This window comes from Mesorhizobium sp. LjRoot246 (assembly GCF_964254115.1).
Taxonomy (GTDB): domain Bacteria; phylum Pseudomonadota; class Alphaproteobacteria; order Rhizobiales; family Rhizobiaceae; genus Mesorhizobium.
In genome coordinates this window covers 14,806-39,019 of the sequence record NZ_CAXUSN020000001.1, presented here as the reverse complement: position 1 = coordinate 39,019, position 24,214 = coordinate 14,806, and the positions used below count along the sequence as shown (strand labels likewise).

General features: G+C 63.0%; 23 protein-coding genes. 22 read left to right on the top strand and 1 reads right to left on the bottom strand.

Going from position 1 to position 24,214, the window contains the following annotated elements; all coding sequences use genetic code 11:
* Positions 1 to 36 precede the first annotated feature (36 nt).
* The 12 genes from tsaB to trmB all read left to right on the top strand — a co-directional run bounded on the left by tsaB (position 37) and on the right by trmB (position 11,151).
* Positions 37 to 714 carry a tRNA (adenosine(37)-N6)-threonylcarbamoyltransferase complex dimerization subunit type 1 TsaB gene (tsaB, locus tag ACSQ3L_RS00195; protein WP_436158095.1) on the top strand — a complete coding sequence of 226 codons (678 nt, stop codon included), beginning with the start codon at positions 37 to 39 and terminating at the stop codon, positions 712 to 714.
* A complete protein-coding gene (gene rimI, locus ACSQ3L_RS00190; protein WP_436158094.1) occupies positions 715 to 1,209 on the top strand; it encodes a ribosomal protein S18-alanine N-acetyltransferase in 495 nt (164 codons plus the stop codon).
* Between the two features lie 20 nt (positions 1,210 to 1,229).
* Positions 1,230 to 2,030, top strand: coding sequence for a lysophospholipid acyltransferase family protein (locus ACSQ3L_RS00185; protein ID WP_436158093.1), 801 nt, complete (start codon positions 1,230 to 1,232; stop codon positions 2,028 to 2,030).
* A gap of 74 nt (positions 2,031 to 2,104) precedes the next feature.
* A complete protein-coding gene (miaB, locus tag ACSQ3L_RS00180) occupies positions 2,105 to 3,514 on the top strand; it encodes a tRNA (N6-isopentenyl adenosine(37)-C2)-methylthiotransferase MiaB (RefSeq protein WP_436158092.1) in 1,410 nt (469 codons plus the stop codon).
* Positions 3,515 to 3,597: 83 nt separating this feature from the next.
* Entirely contained in the window at positions 3,598 to 4,590 is a 993-nt protein-coding gene (locus ACSQ3L_RS00175) for a PhoH family protein (RefSeq protein ID WP_023758127.1), read from the top strand.
* Between the two features lie 18 nt (positions 4,591 to 4,608).
* Positions 4,609 to 5,109 carry an rRNA maturation RNase YbeY gene (ybeY, locus tag ACSQ3L_RS00170; protein WP_436158091.1) on the top strand — a complete coding sequence of 167 codons (501 nt, stop codon included), beginning with the start codon at positions 4,609 to 4,611 and terminating at the stop codon, positions 5,107 to 5,109.
* Between the two features lie 28 nt (positions 5,110 to 5,137).
* A complete protein-coding gene (locus ACSQ3L_RS00165; RefSeq protein WP_436158090.1) occupies positions 5,138 to 6,250 on the top strand; it encodes a hemolysin family protein in 1,113 nt (370 codons plus the stop codon).
* Between the two features lie 16 nt (positions 6,251 to 6,266).
* Positions 6,267 to 6,737 (top strand): VOC family protein, encoded by a 471-nt coding sequence (locus ACSQ3L_RS00160; protein ID WP_436158089.1) that lies wholly within the window; start codon positions 6,267 to 6,269, stop codon positions 6,735 to 6,737.
* A 102-nt stretch (positions 6,738 to 6,839) separates the two neighbouring features.
* Positions 6,840 to 8,432, top strand: coding sequence for an apolipoprotein N-acyltransferase (lnt, locus tag ACSQ3L_RS00155; RefSeq protein ID WP_436158088.1), 1,593 nt, complete (start codon positions 6,840 to 6,842; stop codon positions 8,430 to 8,432).
* A 140-nt stretch (positions 8,433 to 8,572) separates the two neighbouring features.
* A complete protein-coding gene (locus tag ACSQ3L_RS00150) occupies positions 8,573 to 8,992 on the top strand; it encodes a helix-turn-helix domain-containing protein (RefSeq protein ID WP_056584860.1) in 420 nt (139 codons plus the stop codon).
* Positions 8,993 to 9,160: 168 nt separating this feature from the next.
* On the top strand, positions 9,161 to 10,426 hold the full coding sequence (metK, locus tag ACSQ3L_RS00145) for a methionine adenosyltransferase (protein WP_436158087.1): 1,266 nt from the start codon (positions 9,161 to 9,163) through the stop codon (positions 10,424 to 10,426).
* Between the two features lie 23 nt (positions 10,427 to 10,449).
* A complete protein-coding gene (gene trmB, locus ACSQ3L_RS00140) occupies positions 10,450 to 11,151 on the top strand; it encodes a tRNA (guanine(46)-N(7))-methyltransferase TrmB (RefSeq protein ID WP_436158086.1) in 702 nt (233 codons plus the stop codon).
* A gap of 66 nt (positions 11,152 to 11,217) precedes the next feature.
* On the opposite strand, the gene ACSQ3L_RS00135 is transcribed toward trmB, so the two are convergent.
* On the bottom strand, positions 11,218 to 11,385 hold the full coding sequence (locus ACSQ3L_RS00135) for a hypothetical protein (RefSeq protein ID WP_436158085.1): 168 nt from the start codon (positions 11,383 to 11,385) through the stop codon (positions 11,218 to 11,220).
* Positions 11,386 to 11,945: 560 nt separating this feature from the next.
* Here ACSQ3L_RS00135 and rimP point away from each other — a divergent pair.
* The 10 genes from rimP (at position 11,946) to ACSQ3L_RS00085 (ending at position 24,205) form a co-directional block, all read left to right on the top strand.
* On the top strand, positions 11,946 to 12,590 hold the full coding sequence (gene rimP / locus ACSQ3L_RS00130; protein ID WP_436158084.1) for a ribosome maturation factor RimP: 645 nt from the start codon (positions 11,946 to 11,948) through the stop codon (positions 12,588 to 12,590).
* Between the two features lie 49 nt (positions 12,591 to 12,639).
* On the top strand, positions 12,640 to 14,235 hold the full coding sequence (nusA, locus tag ACSQ3L_RS00125) for a transcription termination factor NusA (protein WP_292181226.1): 1,596 nt from the start codon (positions 12,640 to 12,642) through the stop codon (positions 14,233 to 14,235).
* Between the two features lie 38 nt (positions 14,236 to 14,273).
* Positions 14,274 to 14,924: an RNA-binding protein gene (locus ACSQ3L_RS00120; RefSeq protein ID WP_436158083.1), complete on the top strand. Its 651-nt coding sequence runs from the start codon at positions 14,274 to 14,276 to the stop codon at positions 14,922 to 14,924.
* Positions 14,921 to 17,503 (top strand): translation initiation factor IF-2, encoded by a 2,583-nt coding sequence (gene infB / locus ACSQ3L_RS00115; RefSeq protein ID WP_436158082.1) that lies wholly within the window; start codon positions 14,921 to 14,923, stop codon positions 17,501 to 17,503. The genes ACSQ3L_RS00120 and infB overlap by 4 nt, the downstream gene beginning before the upstream one ends.
* Before the next feature lie 125 nt (positions 17,504 to 17,628).
* Entirely contained in the window at positions 17,629 to 18,054 is a 426-nt protein-coding gene (gene rbfA, locus ACSQ3L_RS00110; protein ID WP_436158081.1) for a 30S ribosome-binding factor RbfA, read from the top strand.
* Entirely contained in the window at positions 18,054 to 19,061 is a 1,008-nt protein-coding gene (gene truB / locus ACSQ3L_RS00105) for a tRNA pseudouridine(55) synthase TruB (protein WP_436158080.1), read from the top strand. The genes rbfA and truB overlap by 1 nt, the downstream gene beginning before the upstream one ends.
* 43 nt (positions 19,062 to 19,104) lie before the next feature.
* Positions 19,105 to 20,199: a magnesium/cobalt transporter CorA gene (gene corA / locus ACSQ3L_RS00100; RefSeq protein ID WP_436158079.1), complete on the top strand. Its 1,095-nt coding sequence runs from the start codon at positions 19,105 to 19,107 to the stop codon at positions 20,197 to 20,199.
* A gap of 140 nt (positions 20,200 to 20,339) precedes the next feature.
* Complete coding sequence (rpsO, locus tag ACSQ3L_RS00095) at positions 20,340 to 20,651, top strand: 30S ribosomal protein S15 (RefSeq protein WP_269470859.1); 312 nt, start codon at positions 20,340 to 20,342, stop codon at positions 20,649 to 20,651.
* A 278-nt stretch (positions 20,652 to 20,929) separates the two neighbouring features.
* Positions 20,930 to 23,077, top strand: coding sequence for a polyribonucleotide nucleotidyltransferase (gene pnp / locus ACSQ3L_RS00090; protein ID WP_436158078.1), 2,148 nt, complete (start codon positions 20,930 to 20,932; stop codon positions 23,075 to 23,077).
* A 108-nt stretch (positions 23,078 to 23,185) separates the two neighbouring features.
* Complete coding sequence (locus ACSQ3L_RS00085; protein WP_436158077.1) at positions 23,186 to 24,205, top strand: class I SAM-dependent methyltransferase; 1,020 nt, start codon at positions 23,186 to 23,188, stop codon at positions 24,203 to 24,205.
* The last annotated feature ends 9 nt before the right edge of the window (positions 24,206 to 24,214 follow it).

Genomic DNA, 24,214 nt, shown 5'->3' with positions numbered 1-24,214 from the left:
GCGGGCACAGGGATTGTTTCTCGAACCGGTCGTCTTATGAAACTGCTTGCCATCGACTGTGCCGCCAACCTCTGCGCCGCCTGCGTCTATGACGCGGCGGCAAAGCAGGAGCTTGGCCGTTCGGTGCTCGATCTCGGCAAGGGCCATGCCGAGCACTTGATGGCTGTCATCGCCGAAGCGCTGAAGGCAGCCGCAACCGACTATGCCGGCCTTGGCGCCATCGCCGTCTCCGTCGGCCCCGGTTCCTTCACCGGTCTGCGTGTCGGCGTCTCGACCGCGCGTGGCCTGGCGCTGGCGCTGAAGATCCCGGCGATCGGGGTGACGACGCTCGAGGCGCTGGCCGCTGAGGCTACAGCGATATTTCCCGGTCGCGCCGTGCTGGCGGCGCTCGATGCCGGGCGCGAGGAAATCCATGCGGCCTTCTACGATGAAATGTCAGCTTTGACTTACGGTCCGGCTGTAGCCACATTGGCGGAAGCCCTGACCATGGCAACTGGAAGTTCTTCGGTGCTTGCTGGTACCGCGGCGGCGCTAATTGCTGCTTCGGCCGGGCGCGGCTTCGACGTCGGCCCTCAAACAGCCACCGCCGACATTGTCACCTACGCTCGCCTGGCTGCCGCCAAGGGGGAAGGCGAAAGGCCGAAACCGCTCTATCTGCGCGGTGCGGACGCCAAGCCGCAGGCCGGGTTCATTCTTTCAAGGCAACAAAATTAGATGCGCATACCTTTTCTTCAACCACGCCGCCGCGACTATGCGCTCGAGCCGCTGAGGATCTCCGACAGCCATGCGGTTTCGCTGCTGCATCGCGAGGATTTTGTCCGTCCCTGGACCGATGGCGAATTCGCTGCCTTGCTCGAACAGGATACCGTATTCGGCTATGCCGCGCGCGAAACCGGACAGGGCGCCAAGCCGCCGGTCGGCTTCGTACTGGCGAGGCTCGCGGCCGGCGAGGGCGAGATCTTGACCGTCGCGGTGGCGCGATCGCATCGCCGGCAGGGATTGGGCTGGCAATTGATGGACGCGGTGCTGCGCGAACTGCACGCGCAGCGCGCCGAAGCGCTGTTCCTGGAGGTCGACGAGACCAACGTCGCCGCGATCGCGCTCTACCGGCGACTGGGCTTCCGCGAAGTCGGCAAGCGCGCCAATTACTATAAGTCGCCCGAGCGTGGACCGACCGGCGCGCTTGTCATGCGCCGCGATCTTCGCTAGCCAGAGGCCGGGGTAGGGCGATGATCAAGAAAATCAGGATTTTCCTGGCGCTGGGCCTCGTTGTCGCCGGTTCGCTGGTCCTCGTGCCGTTGCAGATACTGTCGATGAAGACCGGCTGGTGGCCGGAAACCTTTATCCTCAAGATCTGGCACAAGCTGATCATCAGGGCGCTCGGCATGCGCATCCATGTCAAAGGTACGCTTTCCGACAAACGCCCCTTGCTGGTTGCCTCGAATCACATCTCCTGGACCGACATCATGGTGCTCGGTTCCATGGTCGACGTAAAATTCATCGCCAGGGCCGACATGGAAGGCTGGCCGCTGATCGGCATGCTGTCAAAGCTGCAGCGCACCGTGTTCATCGAGCGCGAACGCAAACGTTCCTCGGGCGATCAGGCAAGCGAGATCGCCAGCCGCATGGCCAAGGGCGATGCCATGGTGCTGTTTGCCGAGGGCTCGACCGGCGACGGCAACATGGTCCTACCGTTCAAGAGCACGCTGTTCGGCGCCGCCTCGATGGCGATTTCGGAAGGCGCGGCCGAGCAAGTCTTCATCCAGCCGGTGGCGATAGCCTACACGCGTCTGCATGGCGTGCCGCTCGGCCGCCGGCACCGGCCGCTTGCCGCCTGGATCGGTGACGAGGATTTGATGCCGCATCTCAAGGTGCTGCTGGCGGAGGGCGCGCTCGACGTCGAGGTGCATTTCGGCGAGCCGATCGCCTTTTCCAAGGGCTCGAACCGCAAAGAGACGTCGAAACTGATGGAAAGCCAGGTGCGCGAGATGATGCAGTCAGCACTTGCCGACCCGCGCCCGAGCCGTTAGCCGCCGCATGCCCCTGCAGGCGCATGCCGAGAATCGTCTGTTTTTTGTCACGGAAAGGCGTTAGAAGCCGCCTGATGGACTTGAACACGATCGAAAGCGACGACATCGGCACTGCGGCCGGACAGCCGGCGGTGCTTTCCCCAGCAGCGAAAAAAGTCTTCATCAAGACCTATGGCTGCCAGATGAACGTCTATGATTCACAGCGTATGACCGATGCGCTGGCCGCCGACGGCTATTCCGCGACCGACGCCATCGGCGAGGCCGACCTGGTGCTGCTCAACACCTGCCACATCAGGGAGAAAGCGGCCGAAAAGGTCTATTCCGAGCTCGGCCGTATCCGCGACATGAAAGCCGAACGTGCCTTGGCCGGCCGCGAGATGCTGGTCGGCGTCGCCGGCTGCGTGGCGCAGGCCGAAGGCGCCGAGATCATCCGCCGTTCGCCGGCCGTCGACCTGGTCATCGGCCCGCAGACCTATCACCGGCTGCCCGACGTGCTGGCGCGGGTGCGCGGCGGCGAAAAGATCGTCGAGACCGACTACGCCATCGAGGACAAGTTCGAGCACTTGCCGCAGCCGAAGCGCGCCGAGGTCATCAAGCGCGGCGTCACCGCCTTCCTCACCGTGCAGGAAGGTTGCGACAAGTTCTGCACGTTCTGCGTCGTGCCATACACCAGAGGCTCCGAAGTCTCGCGGCCGGTGGCGCAGATTGTCGCGGAGGCCGAGCGCCTGGCGGAGGCTGGCGTGCGCGAAGTGACTCTGCTTGGCCAGAACGTCAATGCCTGGCATGGCCGGGGCGAGGACGGCGAGGAATGGGGCCTTGGCCGCCTGCTGTTCAGGCTGGCCGAAATCCCTGGGCTGGCGCGTCTGCGCTACACCACCAGCCACCCGCGCGACATGGACGACGAGCTCATCGCCGCCCACCGCGACCTGCCGGCGTTGATGCCCTATCTGCATCTGCCGGTTCAGTCCGGGTCCGACCGCATCCTCAAGGCGATGAACCGCAGGCACACGGCCAAGGATTATCTGGCGCTGCTCGACCGCATCCGCACTGCCCGGCCGGACATCGCGCTCTCCGGCGACTTCATCGTCGGCTTCCCTGGCGAAACCGAGGCGGATTTCGAGGCGACCATGGACCTGGTGCGCCAGGTGAATTACGCCTCGGCCTTCTCGTTCAAATATTCGCCGCGCCCCGGCACGCCGGGCGCCGAAATGCCCGATCATGTGCCGGAAACGGTCAAGGATAAGCGCCTGCAGCGACTGCAGGCCTTGCTTGTGAAACAGCAGCAGGATTTCGGCTTGAGCCTCGTCGGCAGCACCATCGACACGCTGATCGAGAAGCCCGGCCGTCAGGCTGGCCAGAAGGTTGGCCGCTCACCTTGGCTGCAGCCGGTTATTGTTGATGAAAAGGCCGGCGAAATCGGTGACATTATCCAGGTGCGAATCACGAAGACGGGCTACAACAGCCTGTTCGCCGAATTGGCCTGAGGGTCTCGGCAGATGAGGAGAGACGGTTGAGCGCAGCAGAGCTGAAGAACCCGCCCCCGGTACCGGCATCTGGGGCTTCTGACATGGCGCACATCGTTCTGACTTTCGACAACAACAAGCTTGCCAGCGCCCTTTACGGTCAGTTCGACGAAAACCTCGCCAGGCTTGAGCAAAAGCTCGGCGTCGACATCCGCTCGCGCGGCAACCAGCTGACCATCAAGGGGTCGGCGTCGGCCGCGGAGCAGGCGCGCCGGGCATTGGACAATCTCTACGGCATTCTCCAGAAGGGCGTCGATATCGGCCAATCCGACGTTGATGGCGCCGTGCGCATGGCGATTGCCGCCGACGATCAGCTGACGCTGCCGACGCTGGAGCGCAAAGGCAAGGTCTCCGCCGCCCAGATCGCCACCCGCAAGAAAACGATCTATGCCCGCTCGCTCAACCAGGACGCCTATATGCGGGCGCTGGAACGGTCGGAACTGGTGTTCGGCATCGGCCCGGCCGGCACCGGCAAGACCTATCTGGCCGTGGCGCATGCGGCGATGCTGCTCGAGCGCGGCATGGTCGAGCGCATCATTCTTTCGCGGCCGGCGGTCGAGGCCGGTGAGCGGCTGGGTTTCCTGCCGGGCGACATGAAAGAGAAGGTCGATCCCTATCTGCGGCCGCTCTATGACGCGCTTTACGACATGATGCCGGCCGACAAGGTCGAGCGCGCGATTGCCGCCGAAGTGATCGAAATCGCGCCGCTCGCGTTCATGCGCGGCCGCACGTTGGCGCATGCCGCCGTCATCCTCGATGAGGCGCAGAACACCACGCCGATGCAGATGAAGATGTTCCTGACGCGTCTCGGCGAGAACTCGCGCATGATCGTCACCGGCGATCCGACCCAGATCGACCTGCCCTCGAACACCAAATCGGGCCTGGTCGAAGCCTTGCGGGTGCTGGACGGCGTGGCCGGCGCGGTCACCGTGCGCTTCAACGACGGCGACGTGGTCCGCCATCCGCTGGTGGCGGAAATCGTCAGGGCCTACGACCGGGACGCCAAGCTGGCGCGCGGCCTCGGCGCCGAGAATTGATGTCGACGATGCGGCGTCATGCCTGAGGACATAATATCCGGCGACGGGAATGTTCCCGTCGACATTGATATATCTATCGAAGCTGGCGATTGGCCCGATGAGGCAAGCCTGACGCGGCTGGTCGATAGGGCCGTCGCGGCTGCTTTTGACGAGACCGGCGTGGTCGGCCATTCCGAACTCAGCCTCGTTTTTTCCGACGACGCCCATATCCGTACCCTCAACGCCGGCTGGCGCGGCAAGGACAAACCGACCAACGTCTTGTCTTTTCCGGCTTTTCCGTTTGCGCAGGGCGGCCCTTTGCCGCCGATGCTGGGCGACATAGTGCTGGCCGCCGAGACGGTCGCGCGTGAAGCGGCACTGGAAGACAAGCCTGTCGAGAACCATATCTCCCATCTCGTCATCCATGGCCTGCTGCATTTGCTGGGCTACGATCATGAGACCGACACTGAGGCCGAGGCGATGGAGGCCATCGAACGCGCAGCGCTCGCAAAGCTTGCCATTCCCGATCCCTACGCGTAACTACATCTGACCAATTGACCGGACGACGATGAACGACAAACCAGAGACTGCCGCCCGCCCCGACGCCGGCAGTGCGACCAAGGCTTCCGATACGTCGGAAGAGGGATCAAGTCCGAGTACCGTTACCTCTGGTGCTGCTAGTACCTCTGGTGCTGCTAGCACTGGCAGCGTTGCCAGCGAGACATCGTCTGCCGGTCCGTCCCTGTTCGACCGCGTTCTCGGCCTGTTTCGGCAACGCAATGGAACCAGCCTGCGCGAGGAAATTGCCGGCGCGCTTGCCGAGACGACCAGCGATGCCGGCGCCTTTTCGCCCGGCGAACGTGCCATGCTCAACAACATCCTGCGGCTGCGCGAGGTGCGCGTCGAGGACGTCATGGTGCCGCGCGCCGACATCCAGGGGGTCGAGATCACGACGACGCTCGGCGATCTCCTGGGCACTTTCGAGCAATCCGGCCATTCCCGCATGCCGGTCTATTCCGAGACCCTCGATGATCCGCGCGGCATGGTCCATATCCGGGACGTGCTGGCCCACATCACCAAGATCGCGCGCGTCAAAAAGGGCCGCACGACCAGGAAAACACCCGTCGCCACGGTTCTCGATCTCGCGCGGGTCGACCTCGCACGCACCATTGGCGACCTCAATCTGATCCGTCCGGTGCTTTTCGTGCCGCCGTCGATGCTCGCCTCCGACCTGATGGCTCGCATGCAGACGACGCGCACGCAAATGGCGCTGGTCATTGATGAATATGGCGGCACCGATGGCCTTGCCTCGCTGGAAGACATTGTCGAGATGGTCGTCGGCGACATCGAAGACGAGCATGACGACGACGAGCCGATGATCACCCAGAGCGGTGACGGCGTGTTCATCGTCGACGGCAAGGCCGAGATCGACGATGTCGCCAAGATGATCGGCGGCGACTTCGCCGCCGGCGAACATGGCGAATATGTCGACACGATTGGCGGCATGATCTTCAACACGCTCGGCCGCGTTCCGGCCCGCGGCGAGGTGGTACAGGCCATACCCGGCTTCGAGTTCCACGTCCTCGACGCCGATCCGCGCCGCGTCAAGCGCGTGCGCATCGTGCAGAGCCAGAAGGGCGAGCGTCGCCGGCGTGCCACGGCGCGCGCCGAACAGGCGTGAGCGTTTCGCTCGCACGATGACTATCGACGACCCGTTCAAGCATCCAAGTCTGGGCTCCGGTGTTTTCTATAAGGATCCTCGTGCCGCGCTGGACTGGCTGGAAGCCGCCTTCGGCTTCGAGCGCAGCATGGTGGTCAGCGATGCCGAGGGAACGCTCGTTCATGCCGAGATGCGGTTCGGCGACAGCTACATCATCGTCGATTCCGAATGGGCCGATTACGTCGCCAGCCCGGCTTCGGTCTCGGGCAAGAACACGCAATCGGTCTATGTCAGGCTGAAGGATAGCATCGACGCACATTGCGAGCAGGCCCGGGCGGCCGGTGCTGATATAATCCAGGAGCCGGCGGATCAGTTCTACGGCGAGCGCCAATATCGGGCACGCGACCCCGAGGGTCATGTCTGGACTTTTACGCAGGCCATCCGTTCGGTCCCGCGCGAGGAGGCCGAGCGGCTGGGCGGCGTTCGAATCGACGGCTGGCACCGGTAGAGCGGTGGCGGAGCTTGCGTCACGGCGAGCCATCCGGCGTTTGGAGCGCGGGGCGCGGCCTGTTAAATCTTGCTTCCTGATTCGCGCAACTCGGAAGTATGCATGGTGCGCCTTGCCGGCCGGATAATTCTGCTTTGGGGTTGGCGCCGCGCGCTCGTGGCGTTTCTCGCAGGCGCTCTGGCGGTGCTCGGTCAGGCGCCCTACGACTTCTTCGCCGCCTGTTTCATCTCGTTTCCGCTGCTGGTCTGGCTGCTCGACGGCGCCACCGGCGAAGCCTCCGGCAGCCTGTTCCGGCGTTTGCGGCCGGCCTTCGCCGTCGGCTGGTGGTTCGGCTTCGGCTATTTCCTCGCTGGCCTCTGGTGGATCGGCTCGGCGCTGCTGGTCGAGGCCGACAGCTTTGCCTGGGCGCTTCCCTTCGCCGTGGTCGGCATCCCTTTCATGCTCGCCTTCTTCTACGGCTTTGCGGCCATGGTTGCGCGGCTGCTGTGGAGCAACGACATCGGCCGCATCGCCGCCCTTGCCTTCGGTTTCGGGCTGGCGGAATGGCTGCGCGATTTCCTGTTCACCGGTTTTCCCTGGAATGCCATCGGCTACGCGGCCATGCCCGTGCCCTTGCTGATGCAGAGCGTCTCGGTGACGGGTATGATCGGCATGAACGCGCTCGCGGTGTTCGTCTTCGCACTGCCGGCGCTGGTGGCGGCGCGCTTGCATCTTCGCCTCGGCGCGGCGCTGTTTGTCTTGCTTGCCGCTGCCCATGTCGGCTTCGGCTATGTCAGGCTTGCCGCTCCCGAACCGCAAGCTTCGCGCAGCCTGGATGTACGTATCGTCCAGCCGGCCGTGGACTTGTCGGAAAAGTGGGACGCCTCGGTTCGGGACCGCATCTTCGCGGTCCTGATGGGGCTCTCGGCCAAGGCACCGGTATCAGGTCATCAAAGGCCACAGCTGATCCTGTGGCCCGAAACCTCGGTGCCGTTCCTCTTCACCGAGCGTCCGGATGCATTGACGGCGCTGGGCGACATGCTCGGATCCGGCCAGATGCTGATCGCCGGCGTCGTCCGCGAGGAAGGCGGCTCGGCCGCGAACGCCGACAGCCGCTATTACAACTCCGTGGTCGCGATCGACGACAAGGGTGAAATCACTGACGCCGTCGACAAGGTTCATCTGGTGCCGTTCGGCGAATACTTGCCGTTCGCCGATCTGCTCGATCGTTTCGGCATCGAGCAACTGGTCGCTGGGCCGATGAGTTTTGCGGCCGGCAATGAGCGGCACGCCATAACGTTGCCCGACGGCATCCGTGCGCTGCCATTTATCTGTTATGAGGTGATCTTTCCCGATCTTGTGGCAGTTGACGCTGCGTCAGCGCAGCTTATTGTGAATGTTACCAATGATGCGTGGTTCGGCGACACGCCGGGTCCGTATCAGCATTTCAGGCAGGCCCAGATCCGTGCGGTGGAAAATGGATTGCCATTGGTGCGTGCTGCCAACAACGGTATCTCGGCCGTCGTTGACCCGCGCGGGCGCATCATCGATGCGCTGGCGATCGACGCCCGTGGCGCCATCGATGCCCATGTACCGATTTCCGGACAGGCGCTCATATCTCCCGGCCAACGACGCATTAACGGAATGCTGATCATGTTGCTGTTTGCCGTTGGGGCAGTGCTGTTGAACGTAAGGCAAAGGCTACGGGTGAATTGACAGCCAACACATTAGAAACTCATACTGTAAGCGCCTGAAATTTTCTCGAAGTCGGTGGATCGTTCTGTTGGGGCAGTTGCCTCCGGCTTTGTTTGGGCGAGAAAAAATAGTGAAAGCCGAAAAAATTCGGCGAGGAAAAAATGACAGAAGATAACAAGAAGAAACCGAATCCGATCGATATCCACGTTGGCAGTCGCATCCGGCTTCGCCGCAATATGCTGGGAATGAGCCAGGAAAAGCTGGGAGAAAATCTCGGCATCACATTTCAACAGATTCAGAAATATGAAAAGGGCACCAACCGCGTCGGCGCCAGCCGTCTGCAAGCGATCGCGTCCATCCTCGGCGTGCCTGTCGCCTTCTTTTTCGAGGATGCGCCCGGCCAGGAGCCCGTGGCGGGCCGCGGATTTGCCGAGGATGCGTCGATGGCTTTCGCCGTCGAATTCTGCGGCAGCCCTGAAGGGCTTCAGCTCAACCGGGCCTTTGTCAAGATCGCCGACGCCAAGGTGCGCCGCAGGATCATAGACCTGGTCAAGTCCCTCTCCACCGACGATGCCGACTGATCCGCGATCGAGCCAGGACCGGCGGCGGCCTGCCGCCGGTGGCACAAGATAATTGCGTCGACATTCATGCCAGAGCCGAAGCATCGCTTGACGAGCGGCGCATCGTCCCGCTAACACGTGGCGCGCCAAATCGGCAGCCTGCCGATCGTTTTTCAAGAGGGGACACCCGTGACGCGGCAGAACTACTTCTTTACCTCGGAATCCGTTGCCGAGGGCCATCCCGACAAAGTCTGCGACCGGATCTCCGATGAGATCGTCGATCTGGTCTATCGCGAAGCCAAGAAGACCGGGATGGACCCATGGAAAGTCCGTGTCGCCTGCGAGACGCTGGCCACCACAAACCGCGTCGTCATCGCCGGCGAGGTACGCGTCCCCGAGACGCTGCTGAGGAAGGACAAGGAAGGCAACATCCTTACGGATGCCGCCGGCCATCCGGTCGTCAATCCGGCCAAGTTCAAGTCGGTCGCTCGCAAGGCGATCCGCGAAATCGGCTATGAGCAGGCCGGCTTCCACTGGAAAACGGCGAAGATCGAGGTCCTGCTGCACGGCCAGTCGCCGGATATCGGCCAGGGCGTCGACAATGCCTCCGACCGTCAGGGCGAAGAGGGTGCCGGCGACCAGGGCATCATGTTCGGCTATGCCTGCCGCGAGACGCCGGATCTGATGCCGGCGCCGATCTACTACAGCCACAAGATCCTCGAACTGCTGGCAGCGGCGCGTCACGAAGGCAACGGCGAAGCCGGCAGGCTCGGGCCGGACGCCAAGAGCCAGGTCACCGTCCGCTATGTCGACGGCAAGGCCGCGGAAGCGACGCAGATCGTGCTGTCCACGCAGCATCTCGATGCGAGCTGGGATTCGAAGAAGGTCCGCAAGGTCGTCGAGCCCTATATCCGCGAGGCACTGGGCGAACTGAAGATCGCCGACAACTGCATGTGGTACATCAACCCGACCGGCAAGTTCGTCATCGGCGGGCCGGACGGCGACGCCGGCCTGACCGGCCGCAAGATCATCGTCGACACCTATGGCGGTGCGGCACCCCATGGCGGCGGCGCCTTCTCCGGCAAGGACACCACCAAGGTCGATCGTTCGGCGGCCTATGCGGCGCGCTATCTGGCCAAGAACGTCGTCGCGGCGAAACTCGCCGACCGCTGCACCATCCAGCTTTCCTACGCCATCGGCGTTGCCCAGCCGCTGTCGGTCTATGTCGACCTGCACGGCACCGGCAAGGTCGACGAGGCAAAGCTCGAGGAGGCGCTGCGCTCGGTGATGGATCTGTCGCCGTCCGGCATCCGCCGTCACCTCGACCTGAACAAGCCGATCTACGCCAAGACGTCGTCCTACGGCCATTTCGGCCGCAAGGCCGGCCGCGACGGGTCTTTCTCCTGGGAAAAGACCGATCTCGCCAAGGCGCTCAAGGACGCGGTCGCCGCCTGATAGCGGCGCCGCACAGTCCCGCCATGGACCCGAAGGACAGACCAAGCCGCGCGACCGAAGCCTTCTTCGGTCGCCGGCGCGGTAAGACCATGCGGCCGCAGCAGGCAGCAGCACTGGAAAGCGGCTTCGGCACCTATCGGCTCGATCTCACGGCCGAACCGCCGGCCGATCTGCACACTCTGTTTGAAGCCGATGTTAGTGCGGTTCGCCTCGAGATCGGCTTCGGCGGCGGCGAACATCTCCTGCATCGCGCCACCGAGGCGCCGACTGTCGGCTTTATCGGCGTCGAGCCGTTCGTCAACGGCATGGCCAAGATGATGATGGCGGTGCGGGAAAAACCGCTCGCCAATCTGCGGGTTTATGACGACGACGCCACAAGGCTGCTCGACTGGCTGCCGCAAGCCTCTCTCGACGGCATCGATCTGCTTTATCCCGATCCCTGGCCGAAGAAGAAACACTGGAAGCGGCGCTTCGTCAGCCCGGTCAATCTCGAGCGGTTCGCGCGTGTGCTGAAGCCGGGTTCAAAATTCCGCTTCGCCTCCGATATCGACACCTATGTCAACTGGACCCTGCTGCACTGCCGTGCGCATGGCGCATTCGCGTGGCAGGCTTCGGAGGCGGCAGACTGGCACCGGCCTTATGATGGCTGGCCGGGTACGCGTTACGAGGCCAAGGCCATTCGCGAGGGCCGGCGGCCGGCCTATCTTACCTTCGTTCGGAAATAGCGGGTGGCTTGAAGGCGCGCTTTACCTCGACGGGGAACCTCAGCTCCCCATGTCGGGCTGATGGGTCTAGAAGCGGCGGCCGATGCGATCGAAGGCGGCAGGTTCGACGCCGAGGTTGCGCAGGTCGTCGGCGCGCGGCCTGCGGCCGGCTTCCACGGCTCGGGAGGCGGCAACGGCGCTGCCGAATACGGTGAAGAGATCGCCGATTGCCGAAAATATCTTGCGGTTGCTCATGGTCATGTCCTTTCGCGCGCTTGTGGCGCTGCCACATTTGTGCAGCGCAACATAAATAGGTAGTTTCAGCACCGATCGCACGGGGTGTCGCCGCATAGGCGCCATGCGCCCCGTGCAACGCTGGTGCCCGCCGCCATCGACGGCCGCGTTGCCGACGTAGCACAGGGCTCCGAACTCAGGTTAACAAAAGGCCTCGCGGCAGCCAGTTCGGCGGTGCTGGCAGCTTTTGTGCCGGTAGCTTTCATAATAGGAATTTTTTCTTGACCCCGTGCCCTCAGCTATGGTACGTATTTATCTATGGTGCTGATTTGCGCCAGTGACCCGCCGCTGATGCGGGTTTTCATTTGATGCTCCGGCAGCCAATGCGCCGGCGAAGGCTCCGAAGGAACCCGCTAACCCGAGTTCGTTGCCCTGCCGACCAGCATAGCGGGCTTGAAACCCAGGCCATGATCGTTTATATCAGCCTCAAATTCTTGGTCGGTATGACGAAGAGTGGGTCCACCCGGTCCCGCTCTTTTTTATTACCTGCCGATAACTTCGGTTACAACGACAGGGCTTCAATGACTGCAACGGCAAGCGAGGGCGACGACCGCATCATCCGCGAAAGCGGTATCGATGCGCGCATTGCGCTGATCGTCCAGCCGGTTCTGCGTGGCATCGGCTTCCGCCTCGTGCGGGTGCATCTGTCAGGCCAGAACGGGCTGACGCTGCAGATCATGGCCGAACGCGAGGACGGCACTATGACCGTCGAGGATTGCGAAGAAGTCAGCCGCGCGGTGTCGCCGGCGCTCGACGTCGATGATCCGATCGAAAAGGCCTATCACCTAGAAGTCTCGTCGCCTGGCATCGACCGGCCGCTGGTCCGCAAATCGGATTTCACGACCTGGACGGGTCATCTGGTGAAGATGGAAACATCGGTCGTCGTCGCGGACCGCAAGCGCTTCAAAGGCAAGATCGCCGAGGCCGGCGAAGACGACGTGCTGATCGAGCGCGACAAGGCCGCCTATGGCGAGGAGCCGACGGTTCGCATCCCCTACGATGCGATTGCCGACGTGCGCCTGATCCTGACCGACGACCTCATTCGCGATGCCCTGTCGAAGGACAACAGGGCGCGCAAGGAAGCCAAGAAACGCCGCGGCGAACCGGACGACGACGAGTCGGGTACGGAAGCTGACACCGCGGAAGAACACGAACAGGAACTATGATTGAGCTGCCGGGCGCAAAGGTCCGGCAAACAGGCTCGGGAGAAAAACGATGGTTGTAAGCGCCAACAGACTTGAATTGCTGCAGATCGCTGATGCGGTCGCGCGTGAAAAGTCGATCGACAAGTCGATCGTCATTGCCGCCATGGCCGATGCGATCCAGAAGGCGGCGCGCTCGCGCTACGGCCAGGAGACCAACATCCGCGCCGACATCAACCCGAACACCGGCGAGATGAAGTTGCAGCGGCTGATGGAAGTGGTCGAGAAGGTCGATGACTACGCCACGCAGATCGCCATTTCCTCGGCCCGCGAGCGCAATCCCGACGCCCAGCTCGGCGACTTCATCGCCGAACAGCTGCCGCCGATGGATTTCGGCCGCATCGCCGCCCAGTCGGCCAAGCAGGTCATCGTGCAGAAAGTGCGCGAGGCCGAGCGCGACCGCCAGTATGACGAGTACAAGGACCGCATCGGCGAGATCGTCAACGGTACCGTCAAGCGTGTCGAATATGGCAACGTCATCGTCGATCTTGGCCGCGGCGAGGCGATCATCCGTCGCGACGAACTGATCCCGCGCGAGAACTACAAATATGGCGACCGCGTCCGCGCCTACGTCTACGACGTGCGCCGCGAGCAGCGCGGGCCGCAGATTTTCCTGTCGCGCACCCATCCGCAGTTCATGGCCAAGCTGTTCACCATGGAAGTGCCGGAAATCTATGACGGCATCATCGAGATCAAGTCGGTCGCCCGCGACCCCGGTTCGCGCGCCAAGATCGCCGTCATCTCGCGGGACAGTTCGATCGATCCGGTCGGCGCCTGCGTCGGTATGCGCGGCAGCCGCGTCCAGGCCGTCGTCGGCGAATTGCAGGGCGAGAAGATCGACATCATTCCGTGGTCGCCATCGGCCGCATCCTTCATCGTCAACGCGCTGCAGCCGGCGGAAGTCGCCAAGGTCGTGCTTGACGAGGATGCCGAACGCATCGAGGTCGTGGTCCCCGACGACCAGCTGTCGCTGGCCATTGGCCGCCGCGGCCAGAATGTGCGTCTCGCTTCGCAGCTGACCGGCTGGGATATCGACATTCTGACCGAGGCCGAAGAATCCGAGCGCCGCCAGAAGGAATTCGTCGAGCGTTCGTCGCTGTTCATGGAAGCCCTCGACGTCGACGAGATGGTCGGCCAGGTGCTGGCCTCCGAAGGCTTCACCAGCGTCGAGGAAGTCGCTTATGTCGATTCGGGCGAGATCGCCTCGATCGATGGCTTCGACGAGGACACCGCGTCGGAAATCCAGACCCGTGCCCGCGAGTATCTGGAGAAGATCGAGGCCGAGCACGACGACAAGCGCAAGGCGCTCGGCGTTTCGGATGAATTGCGCGAAATCCCCGGTGTCACCACCGCCATGATGGTGACGCTTGGCGAGGACGGCGTGAAAACGATCGAGGACTTCGCCGGCTATGCCGCCGACGACCTGACCGGCTGGAAAGAACGCAAGGACGGCGAGACAAAAGTCTATCCGGGCGTGCTGGCCAATCATGGCGTCACTCGCGCAGATGCCGAGCAGATGGTTCTGGCCGCTCGCCTCAAGGCCGGCTGGATCACCGAAGACGAGCTTGCAGCCGAAGAAGTCACGGCTGACGAAGCCGTTGGTGCGTGAGGTGAAGCCGCATCGCACCGAACCCGCCCTTGGACGAGATGAACGATCGCACCTGCATCGTCACCCGCAGGCAGACCGAACCGGATGATCTGATCCGGTTCGTCGTCGGCCCGGATTCGGCCGTCGTTCCCGACATCAAGAGAAATCTGCCCGGCCGCGGTTGCTGGGTGAGCGCCGACCGCCTACATATCGACAAGGCTGCGGCGAAGAACCTCTTTGCCCGCGCCTTCAAGGCACAGGTGATCGTGCCGCCCGATCTTGGCGGTTTGGTCGACGGGTTGCTTTCAAGATACGCGCTGGGCATGCTCGGTCTTGCCCGCAAGGCAGGCGCGATCGCGCTGGGCGCCACCAAGGTCGAAAGCGCTGTGCGCAGCGGATTGGCGCTTTTCGTGCTTCACGCGACCGAGGCGTCCGATGACGGCGTTCGCAAGATCAGCCAGGCGCGACGGGCGACAGTCCATCTCGGCGGCCCCGCTATCCTTGCCTACAAACTTTTCTCCGAGGCCGAGTTGAGCTTGGCATTGGGGGGTACAAATGTGATACATGCTGCCGTTCTCGCGGGAGACGCGGGCAGGGCGGTCCAGAAGCGCATGGTTGCGCTCGACCGGTATCGGGGCGGTTCCCCGGACGATCTGGCAATGCTTGCGGCTGTTGCTGACGAAGATGATGCCGCAGAGGATATGGAATGAGCGATACGAAATCGGGTGACGACAATACGCTGAGTGTGACGCCGAAGAAGACCTTGACGCTGAAGCGCCCCGGTATGGAACAGGGCACTGTGCGCCAGAACTTCTCGCACGGCCGCACCAAGCAGGTCGTCGTCGAAACCAAGAAGCGCAAGTTCTCGATGCCCGGCGACAAGCCGGAGCCGGTTGCCGCCCCCGTCTTCACACCGAAGCCGGCGGTCGTGGCCGCACCCGCCGTCGTGCAGGAAGCACCGAAGGCGCCGCCACTCCCACCCCCGCCGCCGCCGGCCCCGGTCGAGCGCAGCGGCATGGTGCTGAACGAACTGTCGCGCAGTGAAATGGAAGCACGCCGCAGGGCACTCGAAGGCTCGAAGGTTCGTGAGGTCGAGGACCGTCAGCGCGCCGCCGAGGATGCCAAGCGCCGCGCCGAGGACGAAGAACGCCGCAAGCGCGAACGCGATGAATCCGCACGTCGCCAGGCCGAGGAAGAGGCGCGGCTGCAGACCGAGGCCGAGTCCCGCCGTCGGGCCGAGGAAGAGGCACGCCGCCGCGCGCCGCTGACCGCCGAATTGGCGACGGTCGACGACGAGGAAGGGGTCAAGCCGAAGCGGGTTGGTGCCGGCGCACCAGTGCGCCGTCCGGTCACGCCTGAAGTGGCGCGTCCGGCCAAGCCGACCAAGAGCGAGGAAGATCGTCGCCGTGGCAAGCTGACGCTGAATTCAGCCTTGTCCGACGAAGATGCGCGAGCCCGTTCGCTGTCGTCGATGCGTCGTCGCCAGGAAAAATTCAAGCGCGCGATGCACAATGAGCCGCGCGAGAAAGTCATGCGCGAAGTGATCCTGCCAGAGACCATCACCATCCAGGAACTGGCGCAACGCATGTCCGAGCGTGCAGTCGACCTGGTCAAGTTCTTCATGAAGCAGGGCCAGATCCTGAAGCCGGGCGACGTCATCGACGCCGACACGGCCGAACTGGTTGCTACCGAATTCGGCCATACGGTCCGCCGTGTCGCCGAGTCCGACATCGAGGAAGGCCTGTTCAACATCGCCGACAATGCCGAGGACCTGGTTTCGCGTCCGCCTGTCGTGACGATCATGGGCCATGTCGATCACGGCAAGACCTCGCTGCTCGACGCCATCCGCAACGCCAATGTCGTGTCTGGCGAAGCCGGCGGTATCACCCAGCATATCGGCGCCTACCAGGTCGAGAAGAACGGTCACAAGATCACCTTCATCGACACGCCCGGCCACGCCGCCTTCACGGCGATGCGTGCTCGTGGCGCCCAGGCGACCGACATTGCCATCCTGGTGGTTGCGGCCGACGACAGCGTCATGCCGCAGACGATCGAATCGATCAGCCACGCCAAGGCGGCCGGCGTTCCGATCATCGTGGCGATCAACAAGATCGACAAGCATGATGCCGATCCGCAGAAAGTGCGCTCCGAGCTGCTGCGCCACGAGGTCTTCGTGGAATCCATGGGCGGTGAAGTTCTGGACGTCGAAGTGTCGGCGACCAAGGGCACCAATCTCGACAAGCTGCTCGAGGCGATCCTGCTGCAGGCCGAAATTCTCGACCTGAAGGCCAATCCGGATCGTACCGCCGAGGGTGTCGTCATCGAGGCCCAGCTCGACAAGGGCCGTGGCCCCGTTGCCACCGTGCTGGTGCAGACCGGCACGCTGATGCCGGGCGACATCCTTGTTGCCGGCAACGAATGGGGCCGGGTGCGCGCGCTGGTCAACGATCGTGGCACGCAGATCAAGGAAGCGCCGCCCGCGATGCCGGTGGAAGTGCTTGGCCTGCAGGGCACCCCGCAGGCCGGCGATCGCTTCGCCGTGGTCAACAACGAGGCCCGTGCCCGCGAGATCACCGAATATCGCCAGCGTCTGGCGCGCGAGAAGGCGGTTGCCAAGCATGCCGGCCAGCGCGGTTCGCTCGAGCAGATGATGTCGCAGTTGCAGACGAGCGGACTGAAGGAATTCCCGCTGGTCATCAAGGGCGACGTGCAGGGCTCGATCGAAGCGATCAACGCCGCACTGGACAAGCTCGGCACCGACGAAGTGCGTGCACGCATCGTCCATGCCGGCGCAGGTGCCATCACCGAAAGCGATGTGTCGCTGGCGGAGACTTCGGGTGCCGCGATCATCGGCTTCAATGTCCGCGCCAACGTCCAGGCGCGTGCCGCTGCAGCGGCTGCTGGCATCGAGATCCGCTACTACTCGATCATCTACAACCTTGTGGATGACGTTAAGGCGGCTCTGTCGGGCCTGCTGTCGCCGGAGCGTCGCGAGACCTTCATCGGCAATGCGCAGATCCTCGAAATCTTCGACATCACCAAGGTCGGCAAGATCGCCGGCTGCCGTGTCACCGAAGGCAAGGTCGAGCGTGGTGCGGGCGTGCGCCTGATCCGCGACAACGTCGTCATCCACGAGGGCACGCTGAAGACGCTGAAGCGCTTCAAGGACGAAGTTTCGGAAGTTCCCGGCGGCCAGGAGTGCGGCATGGCCTTCCAGAACTACGAAGACATGCGCGTCGGCGACGTCATCGAGTGCTTCCGCGTCGAGATGGTGACCCGGACACTCTGAGTTCGAGTGACTTGTTGATACCGGGCGGTGGTCGAAAGGCCGCCGCCCAAGGTCTATTGAGAATGGCCATATGAGACATGCGGCACGGTCCCATCCCGCGCCTCACGCTTTCGGGAATGAGAAAAATGCCCCGTCCAACCGCTTCCAGCCCATCCCAGCGCATGCTGCGCGTCGCCGAACAGGTGCGCCATGCGCTGTCCGAAACCCTGCAGCGCGGCGAGATCATCGATCCGTTGATCGAGAACACCGTGGTGTCGGTCTCGGAAGTGCGCATGTCGCCCGACTTGAAGGTCGCCACCGCTTTCGTCTCGCCGCTCGGCGCCAAGGACACCGATGCGGTGGTCGAGGCGCTGAACAAGCATGCAAAATTCGTCCGTGGCCGTGTCTCGGGCGCGCTGCGGCAGATGAAGTTCATGCCGGAGTTTCGCTTCAAGCTCGACACCTCTTTCGACAATTTCGCCAGGATCAACGACCTGTTGAAATCGCCCGAGGTGGCACGCGATCTGGGTTCTGAAGACCAGGGCAAAGACGACAGCAAGGACACCGAATAGTGGCACGTCGCGGCAAGAAGAAGGGCCGGCCGATCTCGGGCTGGCTGATCCTGGACAAGCCGGTCGGCATGGGCTCGACCGAAGCCGTCTCCAAGATTAAATGGCTGTTCCAGGCGGAAAAGGCCGGCCATGCCGGCACGCTCGATCCGCTGGCGTCCGGTATGCTGCCGATCGCGCTCGGCGAGGCCACCAAGACCGTGCCTTACGTGCAGGACGGCGCCAAAATCTATCGCTTTACCGTGGCGTGGGGGCAGGAGCGCTCCACCGATGACCTCGAGGGTCCGGTGACGAAGGAGTCCGACCTGCGTCCATCGGAGGCCGAGGTGCTTGCCTTGCTGCCGAAATACACCGGCGTCATCATGCAGACGCCGCCGCAATTCTCGGCCATCAAGATCGCGGGCGAGCGCGCCTATGATCTGGCCCGCGATGGCGCGACGGTCGACATACCCGCGCGCGAGATAGAGATCGGCCGTTTGGACGTTGTCGAGCATAGCGCCGACCAAACTGTTTTCGAGGTCGAATGCGGCAAGGGCACCTATGTGCGCTCGCTAGCCCGCGACATGGGCCGCGATATCGGCTGTTTCGGCCATATTTCCGAACTGCGCCGGGTCGAGGTCGAGCCGTTCACGGCGGAGGATTTCGTCACCATCGCCGAACTGGAAGCCGCCCGCTTCGGCGTGCAGGACAACTCGGACGTGACGGACGCCGCCAACACGACAGAGGCAGCTGACACGACAGAAGCCGCAGACGCGGTGGAAGCACCGATCGACTTCGACGCCATCGATGCGCTTCTGGTCGATACATCGGCAGCCCTCGATTGCTTGCCGCAGATCGCCATCAGCGACGATGCGGCGACCAAGATCCGCCTCGGCAACCCGGTCATCATCCGCGGCCGGGACGCGCCGGTGGAAGCCGAGGAAGCCTGCGCCACGGCGCGCGGCAAGCTGGTCGCCATCGGTGCCATCGAGCAAGGCATGTTCAAGCCCAAGCGGGTCTTTGCCGGGTGACTCCTGTCGTCTAATGTCTGACCAGGACTCGCGTGAGGGGTATATGGCAAAGGCTGAGACGATCAAGAAGCGGGCACCGGCAACCACGCGGCGGTCGCCGGTCGGCTCTTCGCCGGGCACGCTGATTGCCGACCCGGCGGCGCGGCGCTCAGAACTGCGGCTGACCCTGATCTCGCCCCAAAAATTCAAGACCATCGAAAATGCCAGCATCGACGACCTCAACACCCATTGCGACAAGTGGCCGGTCATCTGGCTGGATTGCACCGGCCTCGCCAACATCCCGCTGATCGAAGAGATCGGCCGCATTTTCAGCCTGCATCCGCTGGCGCTGGAAGACGTCGTCAACACCGGCCAGCGGCCGAAAGTTGATTTCTTCGAGGATCATGCCTTCGTCGCCCTCACCATGATCGACGACGCCGCATCGCATCGCTACGAGCAGATCGCCGTCTTCTTCGGCAGGAATTTCGTCATCACCTTCCAGGAGCGCGAAGGCGACCCTTTCGACCCGGTGCGCAAGCGCATCGAAAGCTCGATGCCCAACCGGCTGCGTGAACGCGGCGCCGACTACCTTGCCTATGCCTTGATCGACGCCATCGTCGACAGCTATTTCCCGCCGATCGATGCGGCCAGCGAACTGGTCGACCACATTGAGGACGAAATGCTGCGCAGCCCGCAGAAGCATCAGATGCAGCAGCTTCACCAATTGCGGCGCGGCACCAATGTGCTGAAAAACGTACTGTGGCCGCTACGCGACGCGCTGGCGACGTTGATCCGCAGTGACGTGTCCTATGTGAGGGCTGAGACCAAGGTCTTCCTTAACGACACGCTCGACCATTCGCTCAGGCTGATCGAACTGGTCGAAACCCAGCGCGACATGCTGACCGGCCTGATCGAGATGCATCTGTCGCTAAGCCAGGCGCGCACCAACGACGTCATCAGCTATCTCACCATCGTCTCGGTCATCTTCATGCCGCTGACCTTTCTAGTCGGCATCTGGGGCATGAATTTCGATCCGGGGTCTTCGCCCTGGAACATGCCGGAACTGAAAGCCTACTACGGCTATCCCTTGTCGCTCCTGTTCATGGCGCTTGTCGCTTTCGGGCTGATTGCCTTCTTCAAATGGAAGAAATGGCTTTGACAAGGATAAAACCGCCCATTTCGGCCTGAAAAGCCGGCTTGTGAATTGGGCTGGTGTTTTGCAGGGAATTGCACTATATGCGCCGCAGCATAGCGCTATGACGCTTTGCTTGCACCGGCCCCTGCTGGACGACATCCCGGCTGAGGGCGACCCGTTTCCTCAAACAGATAAGGAAAAACACGATGTCGATTACTGCCGAGCGCAAACAGGAATTGATGGGTGAATTCGCAACCGCCAAGGGCGATACCGGGTCTCCGGAAGTCCAGGTGGCCATCCTTTCCGAGCGCATCAAGAACCTGACCGACCATTTCAAGGACCACAAGAAGGATAACCATTCCCGCCGTGGTCTGCTTGCTCTCGTCTCCCAGCGCCGCAGCCTGCTTGATTATCTCAAGCGCAAGGATGACGCGCGCTATCAGACGCTGATCGAGAAGCTCGGTCTGCGCCGTTGACGAATTGACCGGCGGGCTTTCTTCGGAGAGCCCGCCGGTCGCGCATTCTGCCAGTCGTATCGACTGGCCAGACCCGGTTTCGATCGTGCAGAGGGCACTCGAAACCGCCCATGGACGGTCATGGGGCAGGATTGCAGGACGCTCGCGCGCGCACCGCGCCGGAATCACCCGAGCTTCCCGTTGTCTTGCCCGTGGCTGCCCGAGAAAGGAAGCCAGGGAAAGGGCATCTCCGCGCACCGTGAAACGGCGCGGCCCTTTCCTCATATTAAGGACAAGAAATGTTCAATCACCACAAAGTGGAAATCGAATGGGGCGGCCGTCCGCTCATCCTCGAAACCGGCAAGATCGCGCGCCAGGCTGATGGCGCGGTGCTCGCCACCTACGGCGAGACCAAGGTCCTCGCTACCGTCGTTTCGATGAAAGAGCCGAAGCCCGGCCTCGATTTCTTTCCGCTGACCGTCAACTACCAGGAAAAGACCTACGCCGCCGGCAAGATCCCGGGCGGCTATTTCAAGCGTGAAGGCCGTCCGAGCGAGAAGGAAACTCTGGTTTCCCGCCTCATCGACCGCCCGATCCGCCCGCTCTTCGCCTCCGGCTACAAGAACGACACCCAGATCGTCGTCACCGTCGTCCAGCATGATCTCGAGAACGATCCGGACATCCTGTCGATCGTTGCCACCTCGGCCGCTCTGACACTCTCGGGCGTTCCCTTCATGGGTCCGGTCGGCGGCGCCCGCGTCGGCTACATCAACGGCGAATACGTGCTCAACCCGCATGTCGACGAGATGCAGGAGTCCAAGCTCGACCTCGTTGTTGCCGGCACCGCCGACGCCGTGCTGATGGTCGAGTCCGAAGCCAAGGAATTGGGCGAAGAGCTGATGCTCGGCGCCGTCATGTTCGGCCACAGGGGCTTCCAGCCAGTAATCGACGCCATCATCAAGCTGGCCGAAGTCGCCGCCAAGGAGCCGCGCGACTTCACCGCGCCGGACTATTCGGCGCTTGAAGCCGAGATGCTGAAGATCGTTGGCGACGAACTCAGCAATGCCTACAAGAACGTCGACAAGCAGAAGCGCTACGCCGCCGTCGACGCCGTCAAGGCGAAGGTCAAGGCAGCGTTTGCCCCGGCCGAAGGCGAAGACGCCAAGTACACCTCCGAGCAGATCGGTTCGGTGTTCAAGGAACTCCAGGCCAAGGTCGTGCGCTGGAACATCCTCGACACCGGCTCGCGCATCGATGGCCGCGACCTGAAGACGGTCCGCAAGATCGTCTCCGAAGTCGGCGTCCTGCCGCGCACCCACGGTTCGGCGCTGTTCACACGCGGCGAGACCCAGGCGCTGGTCGTTGCCACGCTCGGCACCGGCGAGGACGAGCAGTATGTCGATTCGCTGACCGGCATGTACAAGGAGAAGTTCCTCCTTCATTACAACTTCCCTCCCTACTCCGTCGGCGAGACTGGCCGTATGGGTTCGCCGGGCCGCCGCGAAATCGGCCATGGCAAGCTCGCCTGGCGCGCCATTCGCCCGATGCTGCCGAGCGCTGACCAGTTCCCCTACACGCTGCGCGTCGTCTCGGAGATCACCGAGTCCAACGGCTCGTCGTCGATGGCGACCGTCTGCGGCACCTCGCTGGCGCTGATGGATGCCGGCGTGCCGCTGGCCAAGCCCGTCGCCGGCATTGCCATGGGCCTGATCAAGGAAGGCGAGCGCTTCGCGGTTCTGTCCGACATCCTGGGTGACGAAGATCACCTCGGCGATATGGACTTCAAGGTCGCCGGCACCGCCAACGGCATCACGTCGCTGCAGATGGACATCAAGATCGAGGGCATCACCGAGGAGATCATGAAGATCGCGCTGGACCAGGCCAAGGATGGCCGCCAGCATATCCTCGGCGAGATGGCGCACGCTCTGACCGGCGCGCGTTCGGAACTCGGTGAGTTCGCACCGCGCATCGAAGTGATGCACATCCCGACCGACAAGATCCGCGACGTCATCGGCTCGGGCGGCAAGGTTATCCGCGAGATCGTCGAAAAGACCGGCGCCAAGATCAACATCGAGGACGACGGCACGGTCAAGATCGCTTCGTCGAACGCCAAGGAGATCGAGGCGGCCAAGAAGTGGATACACACCATCGTCGCCGAGCCGGAAGTCGGCGAGATCTACGAAGGCACGGTCGTCAAGACCGCCGACTTCGGCGCTTTCGTCAACTTCTTCGGTCCGCGTGACGGCCTCGTCCACATCTCGCAGCTTGCCAACGACCGGGTCGCCAAGACCTCGGACGTGGTCAAGGAAGGCGACAAGGTCTGGGTCAAGCTGATGGGCTTCGATGAGCGCGGCAAGGTCCGCCTGTCGATGAAGGTCGTCGACCAGGCCACCGGCAAGGAACTCGCCCGCGACAAGAAGACCGAAGGCGAAGAAAACGCCGCCTAATTGGTCTGAGATCATAAATCGAAGCGGGCGCGGCTTATGTCGCGCCCGTTTTCATTTTCAGCCCCAGTTTTTCAGTTTCGGACCGTCTAGACAGGTCGAGATCGAACAATGTCCGCCGAGCCGTTGAAGACGCTTTTCCATCCCTTTGAGGCAGAGGCTGTTGCTTTGCCGGTAAGGGGCGAGCGCGCGCTGTTTCTCGGCGCTGAGCCAGGTTTTCGCCTGCCTGAAGGCTTCGAGGCGACGCTTCACCTCGTGCAGGGCTTCCGGCCGCATTTTCGCACGCTGCAGGCATCCGGCGCCATCGTCACCGCGCAAGCGGAAGGCGACAGCTTCGATATGGCACTTGTGCTGGCCGGCCGGCATCGCGGCCTGAACGAAGTGCGCATCGCTGAGGCGCTTGAGCGCGTGGCACCGGGCGGCTTGGTCGTCATTGCCGGCGGCAAGGACGATGGCATTGCAAGCCTGCGCAAGCGCGTTGACGAACTTCTGCCACTTGAAGGCCATCTGCCGAAATATCACGGCATTGCCTTCTGGTTGCGCCGCCCCGCCGATCTGGCCGCCGCGGAAGACTTGCGCGGCACCAATCCCGCCTTGCTGGTTGAAGGCCGGTTCCACACCGCGCCCGGCATGTTTTCCTTCGACCGGATCGATACGGGCTCGAAACTGCTGGTCGAGAACCTGCCTGGCGATTTGCGCGGCAGCGTTGCCGATTTCTGCGCCGGCTGGGGTTATGTGGCTGCCGAGATCGCCGCCCGCTCAACCAGCGTCTCGGCGCTCGACCTCCATGAGGCGGATTTCGCCTCGCTCGAAGCCGCAAAGCTCAATCTGACAGGGGTTAACCAGTCGATCGCCAGGAATTTCTTCTGGATCGATCTGCTGAAGGAACCGGTCGAAAAGCGTTACGACGCGATTGCCATGAACCCGCCGTTTCACCGAAGCCGCGCGGCCGAGCCGGAGATCGGCGCCGGCATGATCCGCGCCGCGGCCAAGGCCTTGAAGCCGGGTGGGCGGCTGTTCATGGTCGCCAACCGCCAGCTTCCCTATGAGCCGGTGCTGTCGGCCGCCTTCTCGAGCCATGCCGAACTCGCCCGCGACGGCATGTTCAAGGTGCTTGTCGCGCGGCGTTGATACAACGCA